General features: G+C 66.3%; 21 protein-coding genes and 1 tRNA gene. 6 read left to right on the forward strand and 16 right to left on the reverse strand.

The window, feature by feature from the left end; all coding sequences use genetic code 11:
* Positions 1-32: 32 nt before the first annotated feature.
* The 9 genes from FM069_RS07385 to yaaA all read right to left on the reverse strand — a co-directional run bounded on the left by FM069_RS07385 (position 33) and on the right by yaaA (position 12580).
* Positions 33-1178 carry a mannuronate-specific alginate lyase gene (locus FM069_RS07385; RefSeq protein WP_143487650.1) on the reverse strand — a complete coding sequence of 382 codons (1146 nt, stop codon included), beginning with the start codon at positions 1176-1178 and terminating at the stop codon, positions 33-35.
* Positions 1179-1189: 11 nt separating this feature from the next.
* Positions 1190-2647, reverse strand: a complete 1458-nt coding sequence (locus FM069_RS07390) for an alginate O-acetyltransferase (protein ID WP_143487651.1) — start codon at positions 2645-2647, stop codon at positions 1190-1192.
* Between the two features lie 15 nt (positions 2648-2662).
* A complete protein-coding gene (gene algG, locus FM069_RS07395; protein WP_143487652.1) occupies positions 2663-4222 on the reverse strand; it encodes a mannuronan 5-epimerase AlgG in 1560 nt (519 codons plus the stop codon).
* 29 nt (positions 4223-4251) lie between these two features.
* Entirely contained in the window at positions 4252-5700 is a 1449-nt protein-coding gene (locus FM069_RS07400) for an alginate export family protein (protein WP_143487653.1), read from the reverse strand.
* 8 nt (positions 5701-5708) lie between these two features.
* Entirely contained in the window at positions 5709-7103 is a 1395-nt protein-coding gene (gene algK / locus FM069_RS07405) for an alginate biosynthesis TPR repeat lipoprotein AlgK (protein ID WP_143487654.1), read from the reverse strand.
* A gap of 13 nt (positions 7104-7116) precedes the next feature.
* Entirely contained in the window at positions 7117-8277 is a 1161-nt protein-coding gene (locus tag FM069_RS07410; protein WP_143487655.1) for a PilZ domain-containing protein, read from the reverse strand.
* 28 nt (positions 8278-8305) lie between these two features.
* Entirely contained in the window at positions 8306-9787 is a 1482-nt protein-coding gene (alg8, locus tag FM069_RS07415) for a mannuronan synthase (protein ID WP_143487656.1), read from the reverse strand.
* A gap of 82 nt (positions 9788-9869) precedes the next feature.
* Positions 9870-11180: a GDP-mannose 6-dehydrogenase gene (gene algD, locus FM069_RS07420; protein WP_143487657.1), complete on the reverse strand. Its 1311-nt coding sequence runs from the start codon at positions 11178-11180 to the stop codon at positions 9870-9872.
* A 623-nt stretch (positions 11181-11803) separates the two neighbouring features.
* The gene (yaaA, locus tag FM069_RS07425) at positions 11804-12580 is read right to left on the reverse strand and encodes a peroxide stress protein YaaA (protein ID WP_143487658.1); all 777 of its coding nucleotides are present in this window, start codon (positions 12578-12580) and stop codon (positions 11804-11806) included.
* A gap of 581 nt (positions 12581-13161) precedes the next feature.
* Here yaaA and FM069_RS07430 point away from each other — a divergent pair.
* The 4 genes from FM069_RS07430 to moaE all read left to right on the forward strand — a co-directional run bounded on the left by FM069_RS07430 (position 13162) and on the right by moaE (position 15991).
* Entirely contained in the window at positions 13162-14553 is a 1392-nt protein-coding gene (locus tag FM069_RS07430) for a PhoH family protein (RefSeq protein WP_143487659.1), read from the forward strand.
* Positions 14554-14812: 259 nt separating this feature from the next.
* Entirely contained in the window at positions 14813-15289 is a 477-nt protein-coding gene (gene moaC, locus FM069_RS07435; RefSeq protein ID WP_143487660.1) for a cyclic pyranopterin monophosphate synthase MoaC, read from the forward strand.
* Entirely contained in the window at positions 15286-15534 is a 249-nt protein-coding gene (locus tag FM069_RS07440; protein ID WP_143487661.1) for a MoaD/ThiS family protein, read from the forward strand. The genes moaC and FM069_RS07440 overlap by 4 nt, the downstream gene beginning before the upstream one ends.
* A 1-nt stretch (position 15535) precedes the next feature.
* Entirely contained in the window at positions 15536-15991 is a 456-nt protein-coding gene (gene moaE, locus FM069_RS07445) for a molybdopterin synthase catalytic subunit MoaE (protein ID WP_143487662.1), read from the forward strand.
* Between the two features lie 341 nt (positions 15992-16332).
* Here the strand turns inward: moaE and FM069_RS07450 are convergent.
* The 4 genes from FM069_RS07450 to FM069_RS07465 all read right to left on the reverse strand — a co-directional run bounded on the left by FM069_RS07450 (position 16333) and on the right by FM069_RS07465 (position 17780).
* A tRNA-Met gene (locus FM069_RS07450) sits at positions 16333-16409 on the reverse strand.
* Positions 16410-16513: 104 nt separating this feature from the next.
* Positions 16514-16747, reverse strand: a complete 234-nt coding sequence (locus FM069_RS07455; protein WP_143487663.1) for a DUF3203 family protein — start codon at positions 16745-16747, stop codon at positions 16514-16516.
* Between the two features lie 117 nt (positions 16748-16864).
* Positions 16865-17281, reverse strand: a complete 417-nt coding sequence (locus FM069_RS07460; RefSeq protein ID WP_233281998.1) for a response regulator — start codon at positions 17279-17281, stop codon at positions 16865-16867.
* A 199-nt stretch (positions 17282-17480) separates the two neighbouring features.
* Positions 17481-17780, reverse strand: a complete 300-nt coding sequence (locus FM069_RS07465) for a hypothetical protein (protein ID WP_143487665.1) — start codon at positions 17778-17780, stop codon at positions 17481-17483.
* Between the two features lie 130 nt (positions 17781-17910).
* Between FM069_RS07465 and FM069_RS07470 the strand changes: the two genes are divergently transcribed.
* Positions 17911-18450: an MAPEG family protein gene (locus FM069_RS07470; protein WP_143487666.1), complete on the forward strand. Its 540-nt coding sequence runs from the start codon at positions 17911-17913 to the stop codon at positions 18448-18450.
* Between the two features lie 168 nt (positions 18451-18618).
* Positions 18619-19677, forward strand: a complete 1059-nt coding sequence (dinB, locus tag FM069_RS07475) for a DNA polymerase IV (RefSeq protein ID WP_143487667.1) — start codon at positions 18619-18621, stop codon at positions 19675-19677.
* A gap of 3 nt (positions 19678-19680) precedes the next feature.
* Here dinB and FM069_RS07480 read toward each other — a convergent pair whose 3' ends face one another.
* The 3 genes from FM069_RS07480 to FM069_RS07490 all read right to left on the reverse strand — a co-directional run bounded on the left by FM069_RS07480 (position 19681) and on the right by FM069_RS07490 (position 21715).
* The gene (locus FM069_RS07480; protein WP_143487668.1) at positions 19681-20088 is read right to left on the reverse strand and encodes an META domain-containing protein; all 408 of its coding nucleotides are present in this window, start codon (positions 20086-20088) and stop codon (positions 19681-19683) included.
* A complete protein-coding gene (locus tag FM069_RS07485; protein ID WP_143487669.1) occupies positions 20085-20525 on the reverse strand; it encodes a hypothetical protein in 441 nt (146 codons plus the stop codon). The genes FM069_RS07480 and FM069_RS07485 overlap by 4 nt, the downstream gene beginning before the upstream one ends.
* A 200-nt stretch (positions 20526-20725) precedes the next feature.
* Positions 20726-21715 (reverse strand): 2-hydroxyacid dehydrogenase, encoded by a 990-nt coding sequence (locus FM069_RS07490; RefSeq protein ID WP_143487670.1) that lies wholly within the window; start codon positions 21713-21715, stop codon positions 20726-20728.
* Between the last annotated feature and the right edge of the window lie 55 nt (positions 21716-21770).

Consider the following 21770-nt stretch of genomic DNA (forward strand, 5'->3'; position numbering starts at 1 on the left):
GTCAGGGGACCGCCCCGTTCGGGGCGGCCGGATCAGCCGTCCTTCTTCTTCGCGTCCTTCTTCGCGTCCGCCGACTCGAACACCTGGGTGACGGCGCCGCCCAGGCGGAACGAATTGAAGGGTTCCATGGCGCGCTTGCGCGCGCGGAAGTCGTCGCTGCAGGCGTAGAGGGTGCAGTAGGGCTCCAGCCAGGCGTATTTGTTCTTGATCTTCAGGTCGTCCATGTCCTGGTCCTGGCCGGCCTTCTTGTCGAAGTCGTCCTGGTCCTCGACGCCCTCGATGACCCGCTCGGCGAGGCGCTTGAGCGCCTCGTGGTTCTCGCCGCGCAGGTCGACGCCGTTGGCCTGGGCGAACGCGGCGATCATCACCAGGGGCGGCAGGGCGTAGTTGTGGTAGGCGAGGGCGCGCTGGCGGCGCTTGAGTTCGTTGGGCAGGTAGCCGTCGGTGTCCACTTGGGCGGCGGCGGTGCGGAACTGCTGCACCGACCAGTCGAACAGGTCGCGGCGGTCCAGCACCACGGAGGTGGCCATCACCGACCAGGCCGCCCAGTAGCTGTGGTTGTTGACCTTCTTCAGGGGCAGGTCGCCCCAGTCCTGCACCACTTGGTCGGCGAGCTTGGCGAACCAGCCCTCGATGAGCGTGGCCTGCTGTTGGCGGCTGGCCAGGGGCTGCGACTCGGAATACTTCAGGCGCAGGTAGGACGAGGACAGGGTGCCCAGGGCCCATTTGCGCATGGACATGCCGGTGTGGTTGAAGTCGCTGCTCAGCAATGCGCCGGCCTGGGCCCATTCGCCCATCCACTGCAGCCCGCAATCCAGCTGCTGGGTGTCGCCGGTGCGCATGTACTGGGTGACCATCTTGCTGACGCCACGCTCCAGTTGGGTGATGTCCTGGGTCTCGTCGCGGAAGGCCTTCTCGGCCTTGGTGTTGAGGGTCGCCCGGGCCTTGTCGGAGCCTTCGTACTTGCTGCGGAACTCCAGCTTGCCGGTGTAGGGCTTGGGTGCGGAGGGGCAGGCCTGGGTGGCCAGCTTCTCCGCCTTCTCACCGGCCTTCTTCTCCGCCCGGACGTCCACCTTGTGGTAGTAGCCGGTGGGCGGCACCAGCCCGGCGGAGGCCGAGCCGGCCCAGAGCAGGCCGCCGAACAGGCAGGGGAGCAGCAGGGGGATGGCGGTGCGCATGATGGTTCTCCTCACTCGGCCTGGGCGGTCAGCGCGTGGCTGCCGGCGTCAGGGCGTTTGCAGAGGGTGGCCTGGACGCTGAGGCTGGGGGAGGCGTCCTCCGGCCCCTCGATCTCCAGGGCCAGCATGTTCAGGTCGACCCAGTCCTCGTCGTTGCGCAGCTCGAAGACGTAGCGGCCCCCGGTGTCGACCCGGTCGCTCTGCTCGATCTTGAAGTTCTCGCGGCGGCCGTTGAGGTACCAGATGGTGGCCTTGGCCTCGTGCACGGTGGGGTCGCTGAAGGTCAGGTCCACCTGGTAGTCGCCGCCGCGCAGGTCCAGCACCTTGTTCTGGCCCTTGCCGTTCACCAGAACTTCGGTGGGGCCGCCCTTGCGCAGGGTGACCTTGTTCTTCAGGGTCGCCTCGCGGCCGACGCAGCCGTTGTCCACCAGCGGCACCGCCTGGCGGTAGAAGCTCTTCTGCGCCATGTCGTAGTGGGTGGCGAATTCCCAGATGAGGATCTTCGGCGGGTGGTCGTGGAATTCCTTGCTGGTCATGTACTGCAGGATGGCGCTGTCGAAGCCGCCGCCGCTGACCGCCATGTTCAGCACTTGGGCGCCGGTGTGCTGTTCGAGGAAGCCGCCGAAGTTGTAGGCCGGGCCGCTGTTACTGGTGCCCACCAGGGTGATCTGCGGATCGGAGTCGTCGCCGAACAGGCTGTCGCCGCTGGCCTCGCCCACCGGCTCGGTCTCGTAGCGGTCGACGTACTGGATCGGGTAGCTGGTGCCGCACAGCTGGGCGGCGGTCTTGTGCAGGGTGCCGGCCTTGGGCAGCAGGCCGGTCCGCTTGCTGGCGAACTCCTTCTTCGGGATGTCGGAGAAGCCCGGCACCTGCTTGAGGGTCTCGGCCACCAGCTTGGCGGTGCGGTCCGCGCCCATGGGCGTCCAGTGGTGGTCGGCCTGGAAGTAGTAGGCGGTGTCGACGTTCTTCTCGTCGAACAGCGGCGACAGGTCGGTGACCCAGATGCCGGTCTTGCGGAAGTCCTCGACCGTCTTCAGGTAGTTCTTGCGGGCCAGGTCGTAGTTGAATTTCTGCTTCTCTTCCGGGGTGAGCTTCTCCCGGTTCACCAGGCCGCGGGTCGGCTGGTAGACCACCATCAGCTCGACGCCCTTGCGCTTGAGGGCATCGCGCAGGCGCTTGAACTCGCTGTAGCCGTAGGGGGTAGTGCCGAAGTCGGTACGCAGGTCGTAGCGGGTCCGGAACAGCCAGTCGCCCTGGGCCTGCACCAGGCTGGCGAAGAAGCTCAGGTACTTGGTGTTGTAGACGTTCGGGTCCTGGGCGGTGGCGCACAGCGGCCCGGTGCGCTGCACCTGGTAGACCGGCTCGGCGTGCACTCCGCTGCTGGCTGCCAGCAGACCGGCGCCGAGGGTCGCACCCAGGGCTGCGCCGGATACCGAAGCGGCGAGGCGTTTGAGGAAAAATGCGTGCATAGGTGTTCCGGCTCCTCAGTCCTGCATTTCGACCTGGCTGTCTATGGGGTCGATGAGCACCGCCTGCTTGCGGCGCACCATCATGTCGAGAATCTGTTCCTGGTTGTCGCCGAGCACCCCGGCGAAGCTGATGCCGGAGCTCTTGGTCGGCGCCAGCATTTCCACCCGGTACAGCTCCACGCTGAGCGGCGAGTCGATGGCCAGCGGCGAGGAGCCGTTGGCGGCGAGCTTGCCGCCGACCACGATCATCGAGACCTCGGTGTCGAAGGGGTCGAGGCGGATGTCCCGGTCGGTGTCGGACAGGTCCTTGATGTGGCCGTAGATGCCCGTCAGTTGGTTGGCCGCGGCGACGTTCTCGTACAGGCGGATATTCACGCTGTTGCGTACGCGGATGCCGTGGCGGGTGTTGTTGAAGATCTGGTTGCCCCACAGCAGGTTGTTGGGGCTCTCGTAGAGGGTGATGCCGTCGGCGTGGTTGCGGTACACCTCGTTGTAGGCCACCAGATTGTTGACGCTGTTGCGGTCGATGACGATGCCCGAGAGCTTGTTGTCATAGGACCGGTTGTTGATGATCCAGCTGTCGTTGACCTCACGGGAGATGATGATCCCGTGCTTCTTCTTGGTGCCGTAGACGGTGTTGTCGGCGATGATCAGCCCGTGGGAGCGGTCGTGGGGATCGATGCCGTAGACGACGTTGTCGCGGTAGGTGTTGCCCTTGATCACCACGTTGGCCGCTTCGTAGCAGTAGAAGCCGTACCAGATGTCGACGAACTCCGAGCCCAGCAGCCAGCCGGTGGGTGCCGGGCGCTTGAGGCGCTCGTGCATGCCGGGGGTGTACTGGGTGACGCTGACGCCGTAGGACTTGCTGTTGCTGTAGCCGAGGCTGGCCACCTGGCTGTCGACGATGTACAGCTGGCTGCCGCCCCAGGACACCAGGAACGGCCGGAACTCGTCGGGCCGGCGGAATGTCGCCGTGGCGTTGTCGCCCTCGCGCCAGCCGGTCAGCTTGGTGTCCACCAGGAACAGCAGGCCGTCGTTGACCAGGAACGCGCCGCGCTCCTGGGACAGGCGGAATTCCTTGACCTGCTTGTCCACCACCAGAGTCGCGCCCTGGGCCACCACCACCGGCAGGCGGGCGATGAACACCCCGGGCTCGCTCTCGGCGAACTGCTCCTTGGGCAGCTGGCGGGCGAGGTCGGCCAGGCTCACCCGGCCGCCCTCGATGAAGATCGCCTGGGGCATGCCGTGCTGGCGGGTCACCCACTCGCGCAGGCGCTCGTCGCCGCCGATGAAGTCCTTCAGGGCGTCCTGCTGGAGCATGCGCCGCACCGCGATGCGGCCTTGCCCCTGGTGCTGGGGAATCTTCGCCAGGGCGGCCGCGCGGGTGTAGCCGCTCAGGTCGGGCAGGACCGGCGGCGGTATTTCCAGCTCCTCGGTGGGGGCGCTGGTCACCGTGTAGTTCTTCGCCGGCTTGAGTTCCTTGGCCACTTCGTCCGCCTGGCTCTGGGGCACCAGGGTCAGGGCGCCGAGCAGCAGGCCGCCGTACAGCAGGCCATTACCGATGCGAGGTTTCATCGCGGTTCCTCCCTTGGGCGACGGACGCATCAGAAGCGCCAGATGAGATCGACGAAGGCACGGTGCATCAGCGAGTCCGCCTGGCTGCCGTAGGCGTCGCCCGGCTTGAACACACCGCCGCGGAAACGCACCAGGGCCGAGCTGTCGTCGAAGTGCTGGCTCATGGAGGCCGGCAGCAGGCCCTGCTTGAAGTACTTGGTCACCACCAGGTCGACTTCCTGGCCCAGGTCCTTGTCGCCGTCCTGCAGCGGGGCGTTGATGCCGCTGGCGCCCACGTCCTGGTCGCCGTCGAGGCGCCAGAAGCGGTGGTAGACCAGGCTGGCGTCGTAGTCCTCGCGCAGCTTCCAGGAACCGAACGCGGTGGCGACCTGCAGGTTGCTCAGCTCGCCGCGGAACGCCTCGCCGAAGCGGTGCAGGCGCGACTCGACGCCGGTGAAGCTGGAGCGGTTGCTCTCCAGGCCGGTCTGCACGAACTGCTTGGACTTGTCCTCGTCGCCGCCGCCGCTGCCACGGGCGTAGGCGCCGCCGACCTTCCACTGGTCGTCGATGTTCCAGCGCAGGCCCAGATCCACCGCCCAGGCATCGACGTCGCCATCGTGGCGGCCGGTGGCGACCCGGCGGTCGTCCACCACGCCCTGGCTGATGGCGTCGGTCTGGCCGGTGAGCCAGGTGAGCTGCGCCCAGTAGTTGAGGGGCTGGCGCGAGCGGGTGTTGAAGAAGTCACCGTCGGCTTCCAGGCCGAGCCAGGTGAGGTCGCCGGTGTAGGTCTTGCTCAGCTCGTCGACCTGCTCGCCGACCCGCGGCAGGCTGCCGCTGTCGTGGCTGTGGTGGAGCTTCATGCCGACCCAGTGGCCCGGGGACCACTGGGTGCCCACGCTGCCGAACAGGTGCTGGCGGTCCTTGTCCCGGGGCGAGAGTTCGTCCAGGTCGGTGCGGTAGTCGCTGAAACGCTCGGCGGCGCCCAGGTTGGCCCGCAGCAGGGTGGTGTCGAAGGTCCAGTTAAGCGCCTCGATGTTGGTGTCCCACCAGGTGCCTTCCTGGCTGCGCAGGCGCTGGCGGCCGAAGCGCAGGTGCTCGCCGGGGTAGGGGGTCAGGCCGGCGTAGTCGACCCAGAACTCGCGCATGGCCAGGTAGCTCTTGTCCGGCTCGCGGCTGTCGCCCTGGTCCGAGTCGGCCTCGATGTCGCCGGACTCGATGGTGTCGGTCTCGACGATGTCGGTGGCGGCGACCGCCTGGCCCATGGCGAAGGCGCTCCACTGGCCACGCTGGCCGAAGATCCACGGCCGCAGGTCGATACCGAAGCCGTTCACGTCGCCGCCGTCGCGGGTGCCCAGGTCACGGTCGTCCTCGGACTGACCGGTGAACTTGAGGTCCAGGCCGAAGTTCTTGTCGGGCGCATTCGCCGCCTGCAGCGGGGTGCTCGCCAGGAGCGAGATGCCGAGGCCGAGGCCGGTGCCGATCCAATGTTTCAGAGTCATCGTGCGTCCTACTGCTGTGTCTGCATGGCTTGCAGCGCGGGCGAGGTCTGCCACGCGTTACCGCGCAGCTGCCGCTCTTCGCGCAGCAGGGTTTCGGCCCGGGGGCGGTCCGCGGGCGGCAGCTGCTGGTCGATCTGCTGCGCCAGTTCGAGGGACTGGGGCGTGTTCTTCGGCAACGCCAGCTGGCTGAAGACATAGGCGTTGACCGGGTTGGGCACGAAGCCCTTGCCCTGGGAGAACAGCTGCGCCAGGGCGAAGTCGGCGTTGACCATGCCGGCGCGGGCGGCGGTCAGCAGGTAGTCCAGGGCCTTCTGGGGATCGATGTCGCCGAGGAAGCCGCGCATGTAGATCTGGCCCAGGAAGTAGTTGGCGTTGGGCTCGGTGGGCGCCGCCTTGAGCAGGTGCTCGACCGCCTTCTGCGGGTCCTGGGGCACCAGCTTGCCTTCGTAGTAGAGCTTGCCCAGCAGCAGCTCGGCGCGCGGCTGCGCGGCGGCGCGGCCCTTGTCCAGGTACTCCATCATCTTGTCGGTGTCGCCCAGGGCCGGGTACTCGTAGAGCAACCGGGCCAGGCTGACCCAGGACGCCGGGTACTGGGGGGCGATCTCTTCCAGGAGCTTCTGCGCGGTGTTCTCGTCCGGCTTGCCGATCTCGGCGTCGGCCAGCACCATCGCCACCGAGTCCACCCGCTGGGCCGGCACGTTGCCGCTGCGGTAGCCGGCCATCATGCGTTCCAGCAGGGCGTCGCGCTTCTCCACGGCCTGGGCGTCGTCGGACTTGGCGCGCTTCTGGTAGACGGTGGCCAGTTCGAGGTAGCAGACGTCCGCCTGGCTCAGAGCCTTCTCGCAGATGCCTTCGATCTCGCCCAGGTGCTGGTCGTAGGTGCCCTGGGTCCGGTAGTACACCACCTGGGCCAGGTCGGCCTGGGCGTAGCCGGCGGCGCGCCAGGCGGAGATGCGCGCCTGCACGTCGAGGCCCGGGAAGTCCTGCGGGTACTGCATATAGAGCATCACCAGGGGCATCAGGCTGTTCTGCTCGCCTTCGGCGAAGGAGGCTTCCAGCAGCTGACCGGCCTCGCGGCGCTCGTCGGCGCTGGCGCCGGGCTTGGCCGCCAGCAGCCGGCCCAGGCGGGCCTTGGCCCGGGGCGATTCGTCCAGGGCGCGGCGGTAGGTGCGTTCGGCTTCGCGCAGTTGCTCCGGGTCGCCACTGGCCACCTGCAGGTCGGCCAGGCCGACCTGGGCGTTGACGTAGCCGAGGTCGGCGAGCTGGCGGTAGTTGCGCTCGGCGGTGGCGGTGTCGCCACGCTTGAGCGCCTCGTTGGCCAGGCGCTGGTCGGGCAGGCCGCTGCAGCCGGCCAGGCCGATGGCCACGGCGAGCAGGAGCAGGCGGGGTCGAGTGTCGATCACTGGCCAGTCTCCCTCAGCGCGCCGCAGCCAGTGCCTTGTTGACCATCCAGCCGAGGGACGGGCCGTGGTCGATGCGCACTTCCACCGGCTGGCCGGCGAGGCCGTTGTCCAGGGCGGTTTCCGGCTGGATCACCACGCGGATGTCCGAGGACAGGCCGCCGTTCTGCAGGTTGGTGCTGGCGATCTTGCCGTAGCGCGGCTCGTCCTCGCCGGCCACCTGGAAGCTGACCCGGGTGCCCGGGGTGGCCTGGGCGAAGTCGGTGTAGGCGAAGCGCGCCTCCACGGTGGGCTGCACGTCCTGGGGCACCAGGTCGAAGATCACCGCGCCCTTGCTGGCGAACTGGCCATCGGCGACCAGCTGCTGGCTCACCTTGCAGGTGCAGGGGCTGGTGAGGGTGCCTTTCATCTGCCGGCCGAACAGCTGCTCGACGTTGTCCGGGTCCAGCTGCTCCTCGGTCAGGTGGCCCTTGAGCATTTCCAGCATGGTGGCGGAGAAGGAGGCGATGGGTGCGCCCTTCTCGACGATGCCGCCCATGGGCACCAGGCTCTGCACGGTGCCTTCCCGCGGCATGGTGACCTGCATGCCCGGCACGCTGACCTGGGCCGATTCGGCGTGAGTGACGAAGTACAGGCCGTAGACCGACTTGAGGATGTAGGCGAAGGCCGCCACGCCGACCACGAAGATACCGAGGCTGAAGCCCACCGCGCGGAACCGGCCGAAGGCGTCCATGCCGCCCCCGGCATGCTTACGCGGCTTGGTGAAGTTTTCCCGCTGCAGGGTGTTGAGCAGGTCGCCGACGCTGACCATCTCACCGCTCAGGTGGGCGCTGATCAGGTAGCGCAGGGTGGCGATCTCCCGCGGGCGCAGGTTGTGGAACTGGCAGCCGGCGCGGCCGTTGGCGGTGTCCACGGCGCGCACCTGGAATTCAACGTCGACCCCCAGCTCCATGCCGTCCAGCAGGAACTGCAGGCGGCCCTGGTGGAATTCGCCGACCCGGGCTTCCAGCTTGCCCATGTCGAAGCTGAAGCCACCGGCGGACAGGTCGCGGATGGTGCGCTCGATGGGCTCGCGGTTGGCGCCGGGGTAGACCACCTTGGCCGGGATGCGTACCCGGGCATGCTGGCGCTGGGCTTCGGCTTCGTGCACCACGTTGACGTTGACGGCTGTGTTCATGGTTTGGGGTTCCTGTTCGAGTTATGGCTCACACCAGCGCCAGCAGCGCGGCGATGAAGACGCTGGATGCGGAAAAGGTCATGGCACGGGAAGACCAGGTGTTGAAACGCTGGGTGAAGCTGGCCAGTCCACGGTCGAGCTTGGTGTTCTGGCGGGTCCAGGACTGCTGGTCGAGGCGGAAGAAGACGTAGATCTTCACCAGCGCGCCGACGATCTGGTTGTAATAGAGAATCAGCGGGTAGGCCGGCCCGATGCGGTGGCCCGACACGCTCAGCAGCAGGGTGAGGATCAGGCGGGTGATGCCGATCCACAGCAGGTACATCAGCAGGAACGCCAGGCTGTACTTGAAGCTGGCGATGATCGCCACCGCCAGGCCCAGCAGGCAGGTCCACATCGACACGCGCTGGTCGAACAGCACCAGGGTGGTGAACCAGCCCATGCGCTTCGGCCCCAGGCGCAGGGCCCGGGAGTTCTGCCGCAGGTTGTTGCCGTACCAGCGGAACATCAGCTTGCGGCTGGCCTTGATGAAGCTCTTCTCCGGCGGGTGCTCCACGGTGTTGATGGCGGCATCGGGCACGTAGAAGGTGTCGTAGCCCAGGCGCATCAGGCTGAACCAGCTGGACTTGTCGTCGCCGGTGAGGAACTGGAAGCGACCCAGGCGCCAGTGCTCGAGGAAGTCGCTTTCGACGTCGGTGATGAATTCCGGGTCGGTGACCACCGAGGCGCGGAACACCGACATGCGCCCGGTCATGGTCAGCACGCGCTTGGACAGGGCCATGGAGCACATGTTGATGTGGCGCTGGGCGAAACGCAGCTTGTGCCACTCGCTCATGATGTAGCTGCCGCGCACTTCGCAGAATTCGTTGGTGGTCAGGCCGCCCACGTTGGGGAACAGCTTGAACCAGGGCACGGTTTTCTTCACCACGCCCTCGGCCAGCACGGTGTCGCCGTCGACCACCGCCACCACCGCGTCGGCGTTCGGCAGCTGCCGGGAGATGGCGCGGAAGCCGTAGGCCAGGCCGTCGCGCTTGCCGGTGCCGGGGATGCGCACGAAGTCCAGCTTGACCCGTTCCGGCGGGTTCAGCTTGCTCCACTGGCTCTTGATCAGGAGTTCGTCGGACAGCTCGACGATGGAGCAGACCACGGTGGTCGGGTAGCCGCAGGCGATCGCTTCCTGGATCACCGAGCGATACACCATGGACGTGGTCAGGGCGTCGATGCGGAAGCTGGTGACCAGCAGGAACACCTGGGACGGGTCCGCGGCCGAGCCGAGCTTGCGCAGCTTGCGCCGGTAATAGGGGTAGACGACGTAGAGGAACAGGGTCCCGCGCAGGAAGTGCATGGCCCCCATGGAATAGCGCCAGATGCCGACGATGCCGATCAGGAAGATGAAGTTCTTCGAGTCCGGGTCGAAGATCGTCCGGGGCAGCGCAAGCGCCAGCAGCATCAGCAAGATGAGATAGAACAGCCAACCTGCAGCCTCGTTGAGGCCGGACTTCAGCGTGTGCATAACCGTATCCGTCGTGTTCGTCCGAAACCGGGCGCGCCGCGAGGGCGCGCCCGGACGTTCGGCTAAAGGCGGGAAGCCTGGGTTACCAGCAGATGCCTTCGGCGCCCTGGATGGAGGCGCGCGGCATGAAGCCCACCAGGTCGACGATCTGCTTGCCGTGCGGCGCGTCGTGGGCCAGCGAGGCGAATTGCTCGTCGCTGTTGCCCAGCACGATGATGTCGGCGTCGTCGATCACCTTGGTCAGGTCGCTGTTGAGCAGCGAGGAGACATGGGGGATCTTCGATTCGATGTAGTCCTTGTTGGCGCCGTAGACCCGTGCGTATTCCACGTTGCGGTCGTAGATGCTCAGGTCGAAGCCCTTGCCGATGAGCATTTCCGCCAACTCCACCAGGGGGCTTTCGCGCAGGTCGTCGGTGCCGGCCTTGAAGCTCAGGCCGAGCAGGGCAACCTTGCGTTTCTCGTGGCTGGAGATGATGTCGAAGGCCTTCTGCACCTGGGCCGAGTTGCTGCGCATCAACGAGCCCAGCAGGGGCGATTCCACGTCCAGCTGGCCGGCGCGGTAGGTCAGGGCACGCACGTCCTTGGGCAGGCAGGAGCCGCCGAAGGCGAAGCCGGGGCGCATGTAGTACTTGGACAGGTTGAGCTTGTGGTCCTGGCAGATCACGTCCATCACTTCGCGGCCGTCGACCCCCACCGCCTTGGCGATGTTGCCGATCTCGTTGGCGAAGGTGACCTTGGTGGCGTGCCAGACGTTGCAGGTGTACTTGATCATCTCGGCCACTTCGATCTCCTTGCGGATGATCGGCGCGTCGAGTTCGCTGTAGATGGCCGCCAGCACGTCACCGGCCGCGGTATCGGACTCCCCGATGACGGTCATCGGCGGGTAGTCGTAGTCGTTGATCGCGGTGCTTTCGCGGAGGAACTCGGGGTTCACCGCCACGCCGAAGTCGATGCCGGCGCGCTTGCCGGAGCAATCCTCGAGGATCGGAATCACCACGTTCTTCGCGGTACCCGGCAGGACGGTGCTGCGCACTACCACGGTGTGGCGTTCCTGCTTGTCGCGCAGGACGAAGCCGATCTCGCGGCAGACCGACTCGATGTAATCCAGGTCCAGGTCGCCGTTCTTCTTGCTGGGAGTGCCGACGCAGATGAACGAAACATCGGTGTCGCGGACTGCGGCGGCCACATCGGTGGTGCCACGCAGTTTGCCGGTGCGAAGCCCCTGTTGCAGGAGTTCTTCCAGGCCGGGTTCGACGATCGGCGATTTACCTTGATTGATCAGATCGATCTTGTTCGCGGAAATATCCACGCCCACGACATCGTGACCGCGTGCCGACAGACAACCGGCGCATACGGCACCGACATAGCCCAGACCAAAGATGCTGATACGCATCGCATTCACCTCTTCCGTTGGTACTCTTGAAATTAAGTGGCGTTTAACGGCCACATCCGTTCAGCCCGGCAAACTTATTGGCGTAATAAGTTGGCAGGCGCAGGCATGAGGAATAGTGGGGCACTTGAATTAAAGTACCTGAGTGGGCTTGTAATTAACGCGTGCCCTTAGAATGTTGCGCGGAGAGAGCGGAGGGCTCTGTCCCGGGAATTCTGGATCGAAAGGTCAGTTTTCCAATGTTTCTCCTAGGTTGCAGTTTGCTTTCCTTAGTCTGACAAACGTCCTCGAATGTAACTTCGAATATAAAGGCAGTTTGAAATCACCCAACAATGAAAGCGCGAAGTAATCTCGTTCCGGGCTTTAGGAGTCTGCTGAAAAACGTTAGTTCAAACCGTTCGTCCTGTTTTTGCATTGGCGCACAGTTTTTGTGATTCGCCTGCATGGTTGCGGTTTGATATCAGCGGGAACTTAGTCTCCAAACAGACTAAGAAGAGGGTGATGTGATAAGGCCATTATCCGGCAAGTTCATGTGCCGGACTGTAGGACAATATATAAAGGAACTACGCATCCCTCCCGGAATGCGTAATAAGGGGAGAGTTGGAAGTTGTCGGGCAACTAACGAATCATGCGTGTGTGTCGCGCAGGAATACCAGTTTCTGCGGGGAAGAGCGTTCGGCGGCGTAGCGGTAACCGTCCAGGTCGAAGGCCTTCAGGCCCTCCGGATCGGTGAGCCGCTCGCGGATCACGAAACGCGCCATCAGGCCGCGGGCCTTCTTGGCGAAGAAGCTGACGATCTTGTACTGGTCGCCCTTGCGGTCGCGGAATTCCGTATCGATCACCCGGGCGTTCAGCGAGCCACGGCGGATCGCCCCGAAGTATTCGTTGGACGCGAGGTTGAGCAGCACGCCGTCGCCTTGTTCGCTCACCGCTTCGTCGATCCAGCGGGTGATGCGGTCGTCCCAGAACCCGTAAAGGTCCTTGCCCCGGGGCGTGGCCAGGCGCGTACCCATTTCCAGGCGGTACGGCTGCATCAGGTCGAGGGGCCGCAGCACGCCATAGAGGCCGGAGAGGATTCGCAGGTGGCGCTGGGCGAAGTCCAGGTCGGCTTCGTCGAAGGTGTCGGCCTGCATGCCGGTGTAGACGTCGCCCTTGAAGGCCAGCAGCGCCTGCTTGGCGTTGTCCGGCGTGAAGGCCCGGGTCCAGCTGCCGTAGCGGGCGGCATTCAGGCCGGCCAGCTTGTCGGAGAGGTGCATCAGCTCGCCCAGTTGCGCCGGTGTTAGGCCGCGTAACTGCTCCACCAGCTCGGCGGCGACGTCCAGATGCTCGGGGAGGGTGTGGCGGGCGGTGGTCGGCGGGGTGTCGTAGTCGAGGGTCTTGGCGGGGGAAATCACCATCAGCATCGAGCGGTCTCCAGCAAATCGTTGCGGGCGATTGTAGGCGCTAACGCCCGGCTATCGCAGAAAAAAGCCGGGGCACACATGCTTGGGGCAGGGCCTGATGGCCAGGGGCTGCGCGAGCGCCTGTCCTGGCGGAACGCTGGGAAGCGCGTGCGGGGCCAAGAGACGGTTGGCGTTGGCGTGAGGCCAGGCAAGGCGGGAACGGAAGGAGGGGCGAAGCATCGGGCGGGCGGCGCGTGAGCGCCCGCTGCGAAACCAAGTCGATACGACTCCTAACCCTAGCCGTCGCGCCGGTGGGCGCCAAGGTGATTCGTCGTACCGATAAAAAAACCGCGACCCCGACAAAAATTACTTTTTTTCGTCATCTTTTTTACTGTATTACCAGAGCGAGACCGCTGAAACCTGCAGACAGGAAGCGGCCCTGCCGCCTCCGTGCTGTCCGGTTCAAGCGCCGGCAACGAAGCGTCCCTTTGGAGCTCGTGCCGTCTCGTGACCCGCCGGGTATCCGCCTCCCGCCGGGAACACCGCGTGGCGGAGCGCCGTCCGGCATTCCGTCGCCAGCTCCTATAAGAAGGTGACCTCGTATGGACGATCAAGGACGCGCCAGATCCACCCAGCCCACGCTGTACGTGCTCGACACCAACGTTCTGATCCACGACCCCAACGCCTTGCTGAATTTCCAGGAGCACCATGTCGCCATCCCGATGACCGTGCTGGAAGAACTCGATGCCCTCAAGTCGTCCAAGCACAGCGTCGCCGCCGAGTGCCGTCAGGCGATCCGCCTGATCGATCAGGTCCTGGGGGAGGCCGAGCCGGAGAACGTCGAGCAGGGCGTGCCGATCCAGCGCGGCAAGAGCGGCCCCTGCGGCAGCCTGTCCATCCTCATGAGCAAGCGCGCCGAACCCATCACCTGGCTGCCGGAGCACCTCAACGACAACAAGATCATCAACCAGCTGGTGGAACTGCGCAGCCGCTTTCCCGGCGAGCGCGTGGTGCTGGTGACCAAGGACATCAACATGCGCCTGAAGGCGCGTGCCTGCGGGATCGCCGCGGAGGACTACCACACCGATCAGCTGGTGGACGACGTCAGCCTGTTGTCCCGGGGCTACCATGCCCTGAGCGGCTCGTTCTGGGAGCGGGTCGCCAAGGTGGAGACGCGCCAGGACCTGGGCCGGACCTGGCACCGGGTGCAGCTCACCGACAACCTGCCGGCGATTCACCTCAACGAGTTCATCATCGACAACCAGGGGTTCGTCGGCTGGGTGAAGGGCATCCGCGACAGCGAACTGCTGATCCTCGACCTGCACCAGGAGCCACTGCTGCACCAGGAGGCCTGGGGCCTGCGGCCGCGGGACATCTACCAGGCGCTGGCGCTTTTCGCGCTGCTGGACCCGGACATCCACCTGGTCAACCTGACCGGCGCGGCGGGGTCCGGCAAGACCATTCTGGCCCTGGCCGCGGCCATCGAGCAGACCATGGTCAGCAAGCGCTACCGGCGCATCATCGCCACCCGCAGCGTGCAGGGGCTGGACCAGGACATCGGCTTCCTGCCGGGCACCGAGGCGGAGAAAATGGAGCCCTGGCTGGGCGCCATCACCGACAACCTGGAGGCGCTGCACATGGATGACGAAAATACCCATGGCAGCGTCGACTACATCCTGCAGAAGGTCCCCCTGCAGTTCAAATCCCTCAACTACATCCGCGGGCGCAGCTTCCAGCAGAGCCTGATCCTCATCGACGAGTGCCAGAACCTCACGCCGCACCAGATGAAGACCATCATCACCCGGGCGGGCAGCGGGTCGAAGGTGATCTGCCTGGGTAACCTGGCGCAGATCGACACGCCTTACCTGTCGGCACCCAGCTCCGGGTTGACCTACCTCACCGAGCGCTTCAAGGACTTCCCCCACGGGGTCCATGTGACCCTGCAGGGCGTGCCGCGCTCGGTGCTGGCGGAATACGCTGAGGCTCACATGTAGCGGGTTTGGGGCGCTGCCCGTCGTTCTCGGTGGCGCCCCGTTTTTTCCAGCGCGCCGGCTGCCGAGGGTCCGAGCGCCCTCGTCCTGGGCGGACCCCTGGGCATCGGAGCCGGTGTCTTCTCGTTTCGCAAGGGGCCTATCGGGGAAAGTGCCTCGTCGAGCGGGCACTCGGCATGCCACGAATCCCTTCGCTGGGCGCAGGCCGAGCGGCCTGTATACAATCCCCGGACGGGCGTTCCAGCCCGCGCGGAGGATAGCTGTGCTGACCCATCTCGATTCCCAAGGCCGTGCCAACATGGTCGACGTCACCGACAAGGCGACCACTTCCCGCGAGGCCGTGGCGGAAGCCCGGGTGCGCATGCGGCCGGAGACCCTCAGGCTGATCCAGCAGGGCGGCCATCCCAAGGGAGACGTGTTCGCCGTGGCCCGTATCGCCGGCATCCAGGCGGCGAAGAAGACCCACGACCTGATCCCCCTGTGCCACCCGCTGCTGCTCACCGGCATCCGCGTGGAGCTGGAGGCCGATGGCGAAGACCGTGTGCGCATCGTCGCCCGCTGCAAGCTGGCCGGGCAGACCGGCGTTGAGATGGAGGCCCTCACCGCCGCCAGCGTTGCCGCGCTGACGCTGTACGACATGTGCAAGGCGGTGGACCGGGGCATGGTCATCGAAGGCATTCGAGTGCTGGAGAAACGCGGCGGCAAGAGCGGCGACTACCAGGCGGAGGAGGGCGCATGATCCGCGTGCAGTATTTCGCCCGCTACCGCGAGGCCTTGGGGCTGGACGGCGAACAACTGGCCTGGGAGCCGGGCTGGCGCTGCCTGGACGATGTCCGTCGGCGCCTGTTGGCCCGTGGCGGCGCCTGGGAGGTACTGGCCGACGCCAACCTGATGTGCGCGCGCAACCAGGAACTGTGCGCCCTGGACACGGCCCTGGCGGAGGGCGACGAGATTGCCTTCTTCCCTACTGTGACCGGAGGCTGACATGACCATCCGCGTCCAGCCCGCCGCCTTCGATCCCGGGGCCGAACTGAACGCCCTGCATGCCGCCCAGGTGGGAATCGGCGCGGTGGTGGGGTTCGTCGGCTATGTCCGTGATTTCAACGACGGCCGGGACGTCTCCGGGCTGTTCCTCGAGCATTATCCCGGCATGACGGAGAAGGCCCTGGGGGCCATCGCCGACGACGCGCAACAACGCTGGCCCCTGCTGCGGGTCGAGGTGCTGCACCGGGTCGGCGCGCTGCAGCCGGGCGAGCCCATCGTGTTCGTCGGCGTCGCCAGTGCCCATCGCCAGGCGGCCTTCGAGGCCTGCGCGTTCATCATGGACCAGTTGAAGACCCGGGCGCCGTTCTGGAAGAAGGAAACCACGCCGGACGGGGCGCGGTGGGTGGAAGGGCGGGCCAGTGACCTAGACGCTGCCCAGCGCTGGCGGGAGCGCTGAGGTCGAAAACAGGCGGTGTGGGCGAGTCCAATCCAAGCGCTCGCCCTGTGTAGAGGAGCCGGCACGACACCGGGCGCCGCCTCAAACGAAGCGCGCGCGTGCAATTTGGAAAGGGGCCACGCCGTGACAGGCCGTTGCGGGCAGCGCCGCTCGGATGGCTGTGCGACTTATACGAGGAAGCGCCTGGCGGCAATGGCGTACTGGGCGAGGATGACTGCAACACCCCGTACAGTCATGGCCTTCGATTCCGCCTCACGACAGGGCGATACGAATCGGCAGGCACAAAAAAACCCGCACTAGGCGGGTCTTTCTGCGTTGGTTCGAGAACGAGCCAACAGGGTTGGTTGCGGGAGCCGGATTTGAACCGACGACCTTCGGGTTATGAGCCCGACGAGCTACCAGACTGCTCCATCCCGCGTCTGTGGGTCGGCATTCTAGCGCCAAAAAAACTCACGTCAACACTTTTCTGCAAAAACTGATTTCTCATCAGACATTTACCGAACGAGAGGCGCTGACCGGGTGTCAGCTATCCGGATCGTCCGTGACCACGTTGAAGCGATCGTCTTTGGCGCCGGCGCCGATCAGTTGCTGCGCGTCCTGTTCGCTGATGTGGATCCGGGTGCCCTGTACGTCCACCACGGACATACGGCGTTCCGGATCGGTGGTGACCACCAGGGTGGACAGCGTGCCGGTGTGCCGCACGTCATCGGTCACGAAGGTGCAGGTATCGCTGGGGGCGTCGATTATCACGTTCATGAGGCTTCTCCGCTTCGTTGTTATGGCACCCGGCCAGAAAGGCGGGGCTTGTCTCTTAGTGAGAAGCGGCGGCGGGTGAGGAGTTCAAACCCCTGCGAGGCAGAGAGGTACGGCCGATCAGCGCCTGAGCATGCCGCGCAGCTTTTCCGCCAGGGTGTCCAGGTTGAACGGCTTGAAGATGATCTCGGTGCCATTGCCGAACTGCCGGTTGACGATGTCGCCGTCATGGGCGTGGCCGGTGATGAACAGTACCGGCAGGTCCTGGCGCAGCTGGCGCGCGGTCTCCGCCAGTACCATGCCGTTCATGCCACGCATGCCGATGTCGGTAATCATCAGGTGGATGGGGTCGTCGCTTTCCAGGACCTGCAACGCTTCGAAGGCGTTGGCGCTCTCGACGATCCGGTAGCCCAGCTCTCCCAGCATCTCCACCAGCAGCATGCGGATGCTGGCGTCGTCCTCCACTACCAGCAGGGTGCGTTCCGGAGCGGCGGCGGGCAGGTGGGTGTCGTGAAGGCGGGTGGCGTCGTTGTTCAAAGGTATAACCCCTGGGGAGGAAGGTGGCTGCGGCGGGGCGCCATCAGCGGCAAATCGGAAGCGGCGACCGCCCTCATCGTCCATCGGCAGGGTCGATGAACACGGAGGGGGATTGTCGGACAGAACCTAGGAGCCCCCGGCGCCTGTTTAGTTTCCTGGAAACGGCGAGCGGGGTGAGTGGGAAGAGGGAAAGGCGGGGTCAGAACACCGGGTCGTTGATCGGCGGTTCGGTGATCTTGCTCAGGGTGGGTTGATAATCGTCGTCGATGTCTGGCGCCTGGCTCATCTTCAGAATCACCCGGCGCAACTCCACCGCGTCATTGAGTTTCACCTGGGGGACCAGGAAACGCAGGGTCTTGTCCTTCTTGTACAGCACCATCTCAACCATGGTGCCGCCGGTGGGTTCGATGCGCACATGAATATGCTCGGCCAACGAGAGACCGTGGGTCACGAAGCGGAAAGCGGCGAAGCGCTGATCATGTGAGTTCGAAACGTTCATGGCTGTTTTGACAGAAGGTCGCGAACCAGTTTCACGCTTATCGATGCCGCCTGTCGGAGCAGACCATTGCGCTGGACGAATGGAATGCGCGTCTTCCAGGCTGCCAAGCCTATCTCGGAGGGAAAGAAGCATGAGGCTGAGCGAGGTACAGCGAGGCGTCCTGCGCGGCATGTTGCAGGCGCTGGGAATCTCCCTGCTGGCGGTGGGCGCGGTCATTATGTGGCCCCCTCAGGCGGTGTTGCCTGCGCTGGGAGACGAGCTGGGGCATGCGTTGGCGTGGGACATCCTGGTGATGGCGTGCGTGGCCGGCAACATCGCCTGGGTCGCCCGCCATCGCTTTTTTACGCCGGAGGACATCGAGGGCAGCGGCCTTGCGGCTGGCACGGATCGGGTGCGCCGCTACCAGGCCCTGCTGCAGAACACCCTGGAGCAAGCCGTCCTGGCCGTTGGCACCCATGGGGTGTGGGCGGCAAGCATGCCGGCACACTGGCAGGGCGCCGTGCCGGTGGCGGTGCTGCTGTTCCTCCTGGGGCGGGTTCTGTTCTGGCGCGGCTACGCCGCCGGTGCCGGGCACCGCGCCCTGGGGTTCGCCCTGACCTTCTACCCCAGCGTATTGCTCCTGCTGCTGGTGGTAGGGCGCCGGGGGCTGCAGGGGCTTGGGCTCGCCTGAGGTCGCGCCTGCCCCTGGAGCCGGGCCTGCCGGTGAAAGGCTCTTGCCGGAAGGACGTGCGGCGTGCCGAGCCTTGCGCCGTCGCTGCGACGGGGCGCACCGGCTATGATGGCCGCTCGCGCCGCGCCGGCCCGTCGTTCGGGTCGCCGGCGATCCGTCCGGGGCGCCATGACTCAGCGAAAGATCATCCACATCGACTGCGACTGCTTCTACGCCGCCATCGAAATGCGCGACGACCCGCGCCTGGCGAACCGGCCGCTGGCAGTGGGCGGGGCGGCCGAGCGGCGCGGGGTGATCGCCACCTGCAACTACGAGGCGCGGGCCTACGGGGTGCGTTCGGCCATGTCCTCGCGCCATGCCCTCAAGCTGTGCCCGGACCTGCTGATCGTGCGGCCGCGGATGGAGGTGTACAAGGCGGTGTCGCGGGACGTGCAGGGCATCTTCCGCGACTACACCGAGGTGATCGAGCCGCTGTCCCTGGACGAAGCGTTCCTCGACGTCACCGCCACCCCGCATTTTGCCGGAAGCGCCACCCGCATCGCCCAGGACATCCGCCGCCGGGTCTGGGAGGCGCTGCAGATCACCGTGTCGGCGGGGGTGGCGCCCAACAAGTTCCTGGCCAAGATCGCCAGCGACTGGCGCAAGCCCAACGGCCTGTTCGTGATCAAGCCGGACGAGGTGGACGCCTTCGTCGCCGCCCTGCCGGTGAACAAGCTCCACGGGGTCGGCAAGGTCACCGCCGACAAGCTGGGGCGCCAGGGCATCCGCACCTGCGCGGACCTGCGGGACTGGGACAAGCGGGCGCTGCTGCGGGAATTCGGCAGCTTCGGCGAACGGCTGTGGAACCTGGCCCGGGGCCTCGACGAGCGCCCGGTCCAGGTGGACAGCCGTCGGCAGTCGGTGAGCGTGGAGAACACCTACGAACAGGATCTGCCGAACCTGTCGGCGTGCCTGGCGCAACTACCGGAGCTGTACGAGACCCTGAACCAGCGGCGGGCGCGCCTGGACAGCAGCTACCGGGCGGACAAGCCCTTCGTCAAACTGAAGTTTCACGACTTCACCCAGACCACCCTGGAGCAGGCGGGCGCCGGCCTCGACCTGGAGAGCTACCGGCTCCTGCTGGGCGCCGCCTTCGCCCGGGGTGACAAGCCGGTGCGGCTGATCGGCATCGGCGTGCGCCTGATCGACCTGCGCGGGCGCCACGAACAGCTCGAGCTGTTCGACTGAGCCTCAGCTGCGCTCGGGGTCGAGGCGGATGGGCTTGCCCTGGGCGGGCCACAACCGCAGTTGATCCAGCGGCGAGGCATCCCAGCGCTCCACCCGACCCAGGGCATCGAGGAAGCGTTGCTCTTGCTCCATCAGCGGCTCCGCGCAGAGCTTGCGGGTGCTGCCCACCTGGCTGAACCGCAGGCGCTCGCCCTCCAGCTGGTACGGGGCGAACCAGTGGTTGCAGCCCGCGGTGCCGTAGGCACGGCCGTCGTCCCCCAGGGTGAGGGTCAGGTGGCTGCGTTCCAGCAGCGGGCGTTCGTCGATCCATTGCACCTGGTAGACGACTTCCCGTTCGAGCCGGGTGGGCGGCTCGCTGGCGCAGCCGGCCAGCAACGTGCCCAGCAGGGCGGCGGCAAGGGGGCGGTTCATGGCGTGCTCTCCTGGCGGCAGGTCGGGCAGAGGTGACGGCCGGCCTGGGCGGCCCAGCCCAGTTCCTGCAGGCGCGCCTCGGCGGCGGGGCGCCGGGCGGGTTCGCCAAGGCTGGCGTCCACGGCGAACTCCAGGTCCAGGGCCTTGCCGCAACCGTCGCAGTGGACTTCCCAGCGGTGGATCGCCAGCTCGCGGAACGCCGGGCCCTTGGCCACCGCCAGCCACTGGCCGGGCGGGTTGATCAGGTGCCGGACCTTCTCCACCTGCAGGCGCATGTGCAGGTCGCGGCTGCCCTTGAGGGTGACCAGCAGGGCATCGCCCACCTGGATCGAACCGCCGCTGCCGGTGACCTGATAGCGGCCCGGCGCCAGGGCGCGGCATTCGTTGAGGGTGTGGGAAGGGTTGAGCAGGGTGTAGCGGAAATCGTGTTCGACCATGACGCTTCCTGAACGCCGGCGGGCCGGCGGTGGTGCCGCGACGGGGACGAACGCTCGTCCGTGTCCGGCATGAACGGGGCGGCGGGCCTGGCGGCCGGTCGCCCGGAGACAGTCGCCAGTGTACGGGCTGCCGGCGGTGGTGCCGAGGGCGGATTTGCCGACCGCGACGACAGGCCCCGCCGGATCGCACCGTCGAGGCACTAGGCCTCGACCCGGTTGCGCACGTCGCCGGCTGACCAGGCGGCGACGTTCTCCAGGGTCGTGGCGGCGATGGCCTGCAGGGCTTCGCGGGTGAGGAACGCCTGGTGCGCGGTGATGATGACGTTGGGGAAGGTCAGCAGGCGGGCCAGCACGTCGTCCTGCAGCGGCAGATCAGAGCGGTCCTCGAAGAACAGCCGGGCTTCCTCTTCGTACACGTCCAGGCCGAGGTAGCCCAGGCGCCCGCTCTTCAGCGCCTCGATCAGCGCCGGGGTGTCCACCAGCGCGCCGCGGCTGGTGTTGATGAGCATCACCCCCGGCTTCATGCGCTGCAGGGTCTCGGCGTCGATCAGGTGGCGGGTGTCCGGCAGCAGCGGGCAGTGCAGGCTGACGATGTCGGCGCGGGCGAACAACTGGTCCTGGTCCACGTAGCGCACCCCCAGGGCTTCCAGGTCGGGCTGGGGAAACGGGTCGTGGGCCAGCACCTGGCAGCCGAAGCCACTCATGATCCGCGCGAATACCGCGCCGATCTGCCCGGTGCCCACCACGCCCACGGTCTTGCCGCGCAGGTCGAAGCCGATCAGCCCGTGCAGGCTGAAGTCACCGTCGCGGGTTCGGTTGTAAGCCCGGTAGAGGCGCCGCGACAGCGCCAGGATCAGCCCCACGGCGTGTTCGGCCACCGCGTAAGGGGAATAGGCGGGCACCCGTACCACATCCAGGCCGAGGCGTGCGGCGGCCAGCAGGTCGACATGGTTGTAGCCCGCCGAGCGCAGGGCGACCAGCCGGGTGCCGCCGGCGGCGAGGCGCTCCAGCACCGGCGCGCCGAGGTCGTCGTTGATGAAGGCGCAGACCACCTCACAGCCCTCGGCCAGGGGCGCGGTGTCCAGGTCGAGGCGGGTGTCCTGGAAGGTCAGGTCGAAGCGCCGTTCGGCATTGGCGGCACCGAAACTTTCCTGGTCGTAGCGTTGGCTGCTGAACAGCATGATGCGCATGGCGCGGGTCTCCTTGTCGCGTCGATGGAGTGGGGGCGGGCCCGGATGCGGTGGG

The sequence above is a fragment of the Pseudomonas mangiferae genome (genome assembly GCF_007109405.1).
Classification (GTDB): domain Bacteria; phylum Pseudomonadota; class Gammaproteobacteria; order Pseudomonadales; family Pseudomonadaceae; genus Pseudomonas_T; species Pseudomonas_T mangiferae.

Bases quoted from the DNA above. Each gene is read 5' to 3' on its own strand.
- FM069_RS07385 (WP_143487650.1), bottom strand. From the start codon at position 1,178: ATGCGCACCGCCATCCCCCTGCTGCTCCCCTGCCTGTTCGGCGGCCTG.
- FM069_RS07390 (WP_143487651.1), bottom strand. From the start codon at position 2,647: ATGCACGCATTTTTCCTCAAACGCCTCGCCGCTTCGGTATCCGGCGCA.
- algG (WP_143487652.1), bottom strand. From the start codon at position 4,222: ATGAAACCTCGCATCGGTAATGGCCTGCTGTACGGCGGCCTGCTGCTC.
- FM069_RS07400 (WP_143487653.1), bottom strand. From the start codon at position 5,700: ATGACTCTGAAACATTGGATCGGCACCGGCCTCGGCCTCGGCATCTCG.
- FM069_RS07410 (WP_143487655.1), bottom strand. From the start codon at position 8,277: ATGAACACAGCCGTCAACGTCAACGTGGTGCACGAAGCCGAAGCCCAG.
- alg8 (WP_143487656.1), bottom strand. From the start codon at position 9,787: ATGCACACGCTGAAGTCCGGCCTCAACGAGGCTGCAGGTTGGCTGTTC.
- algD (WP_143487657.1), bottom strand. From the start codon at position 11,180: ATGCGTATCAGCATCTTTGGTCTGGGCTATGTCGGTGCCGTATGCGCC.
- yaaA (WP_143487658.1), bottom strand. From the start codon at position 12,580: ATGCTGATGGTGATTTCCCCCGCCAAGACCCTCGACTACGACACCCCG.
- FM069_RS07430 (WP_143487659.1), top strand. From the start codon at position 13,162: ATGGACGATCAAGGACGCGCCAGATCCACCCAGCCCACGCTGTACGTG.
- FM069_RS07440 (WP_143487661.1), top strand. From the start codon at position 15,286: ATGATCCGCGTGCAGTATTTCGCCCGCTACCGCGAGGCCTTGGGGCTG.
- moaE (WP_143487662.1), top strand. From the start codon at position 15,536: ATGACCATCCGCGTCCAGCCCGCCGCCTTCGATCCCGGGGCCGAACTG.
- FM069_RS07455 (WP_143487663.1), bottom strand. From the start codon at position 16,747: ATGAACGTGATAATCGACGCCCCCAGCGATACCTGCACCTTCGTGACC.
- FM069_RS07465 (WP_143487665.1), bottom strand. From the start codon at position 17,780: ATGAACGTTTCGAACTCACATGATCAGCGCTTCGCCGCTTTCCGCTTC.
- FM069_RS07470 (WP_143487666.1), top strand. From the start codon at position 17,911: ATGAGGCTGAGCGAGGTACAGCGAGGCGTCCTGCGCGGCATGTTGCAG.
- dinB (WP_143487667.1), top strand. From the start codon at position 18,619: ATGACTCAGCGAAAGATCATCCACATCGACTGCGACTGCTTCTACGCC.
- FM069_RS07480 (WP_143487668.1), bottom strand. From the start codon at position 20,088: ATGAACCGCCCCCTTGCCGCCGCCCTGCTGGGCACGTTGCTGGCCGGC.
- FM069_RS07485 (WP_143487669.1), bottom strand. From the start codon at position 20,525: ATGGTCGAACACGATTTCCGCTACACCCTGCTCAACCCTTCCCACACC.
- FM069_RS07490 (WP_143487670.1), bottom strand. From the start codon at position 21,715: ATGCGCATCATGCTGTTCAGCAGCCAACGCTACGACCAGGAAAGTTTC.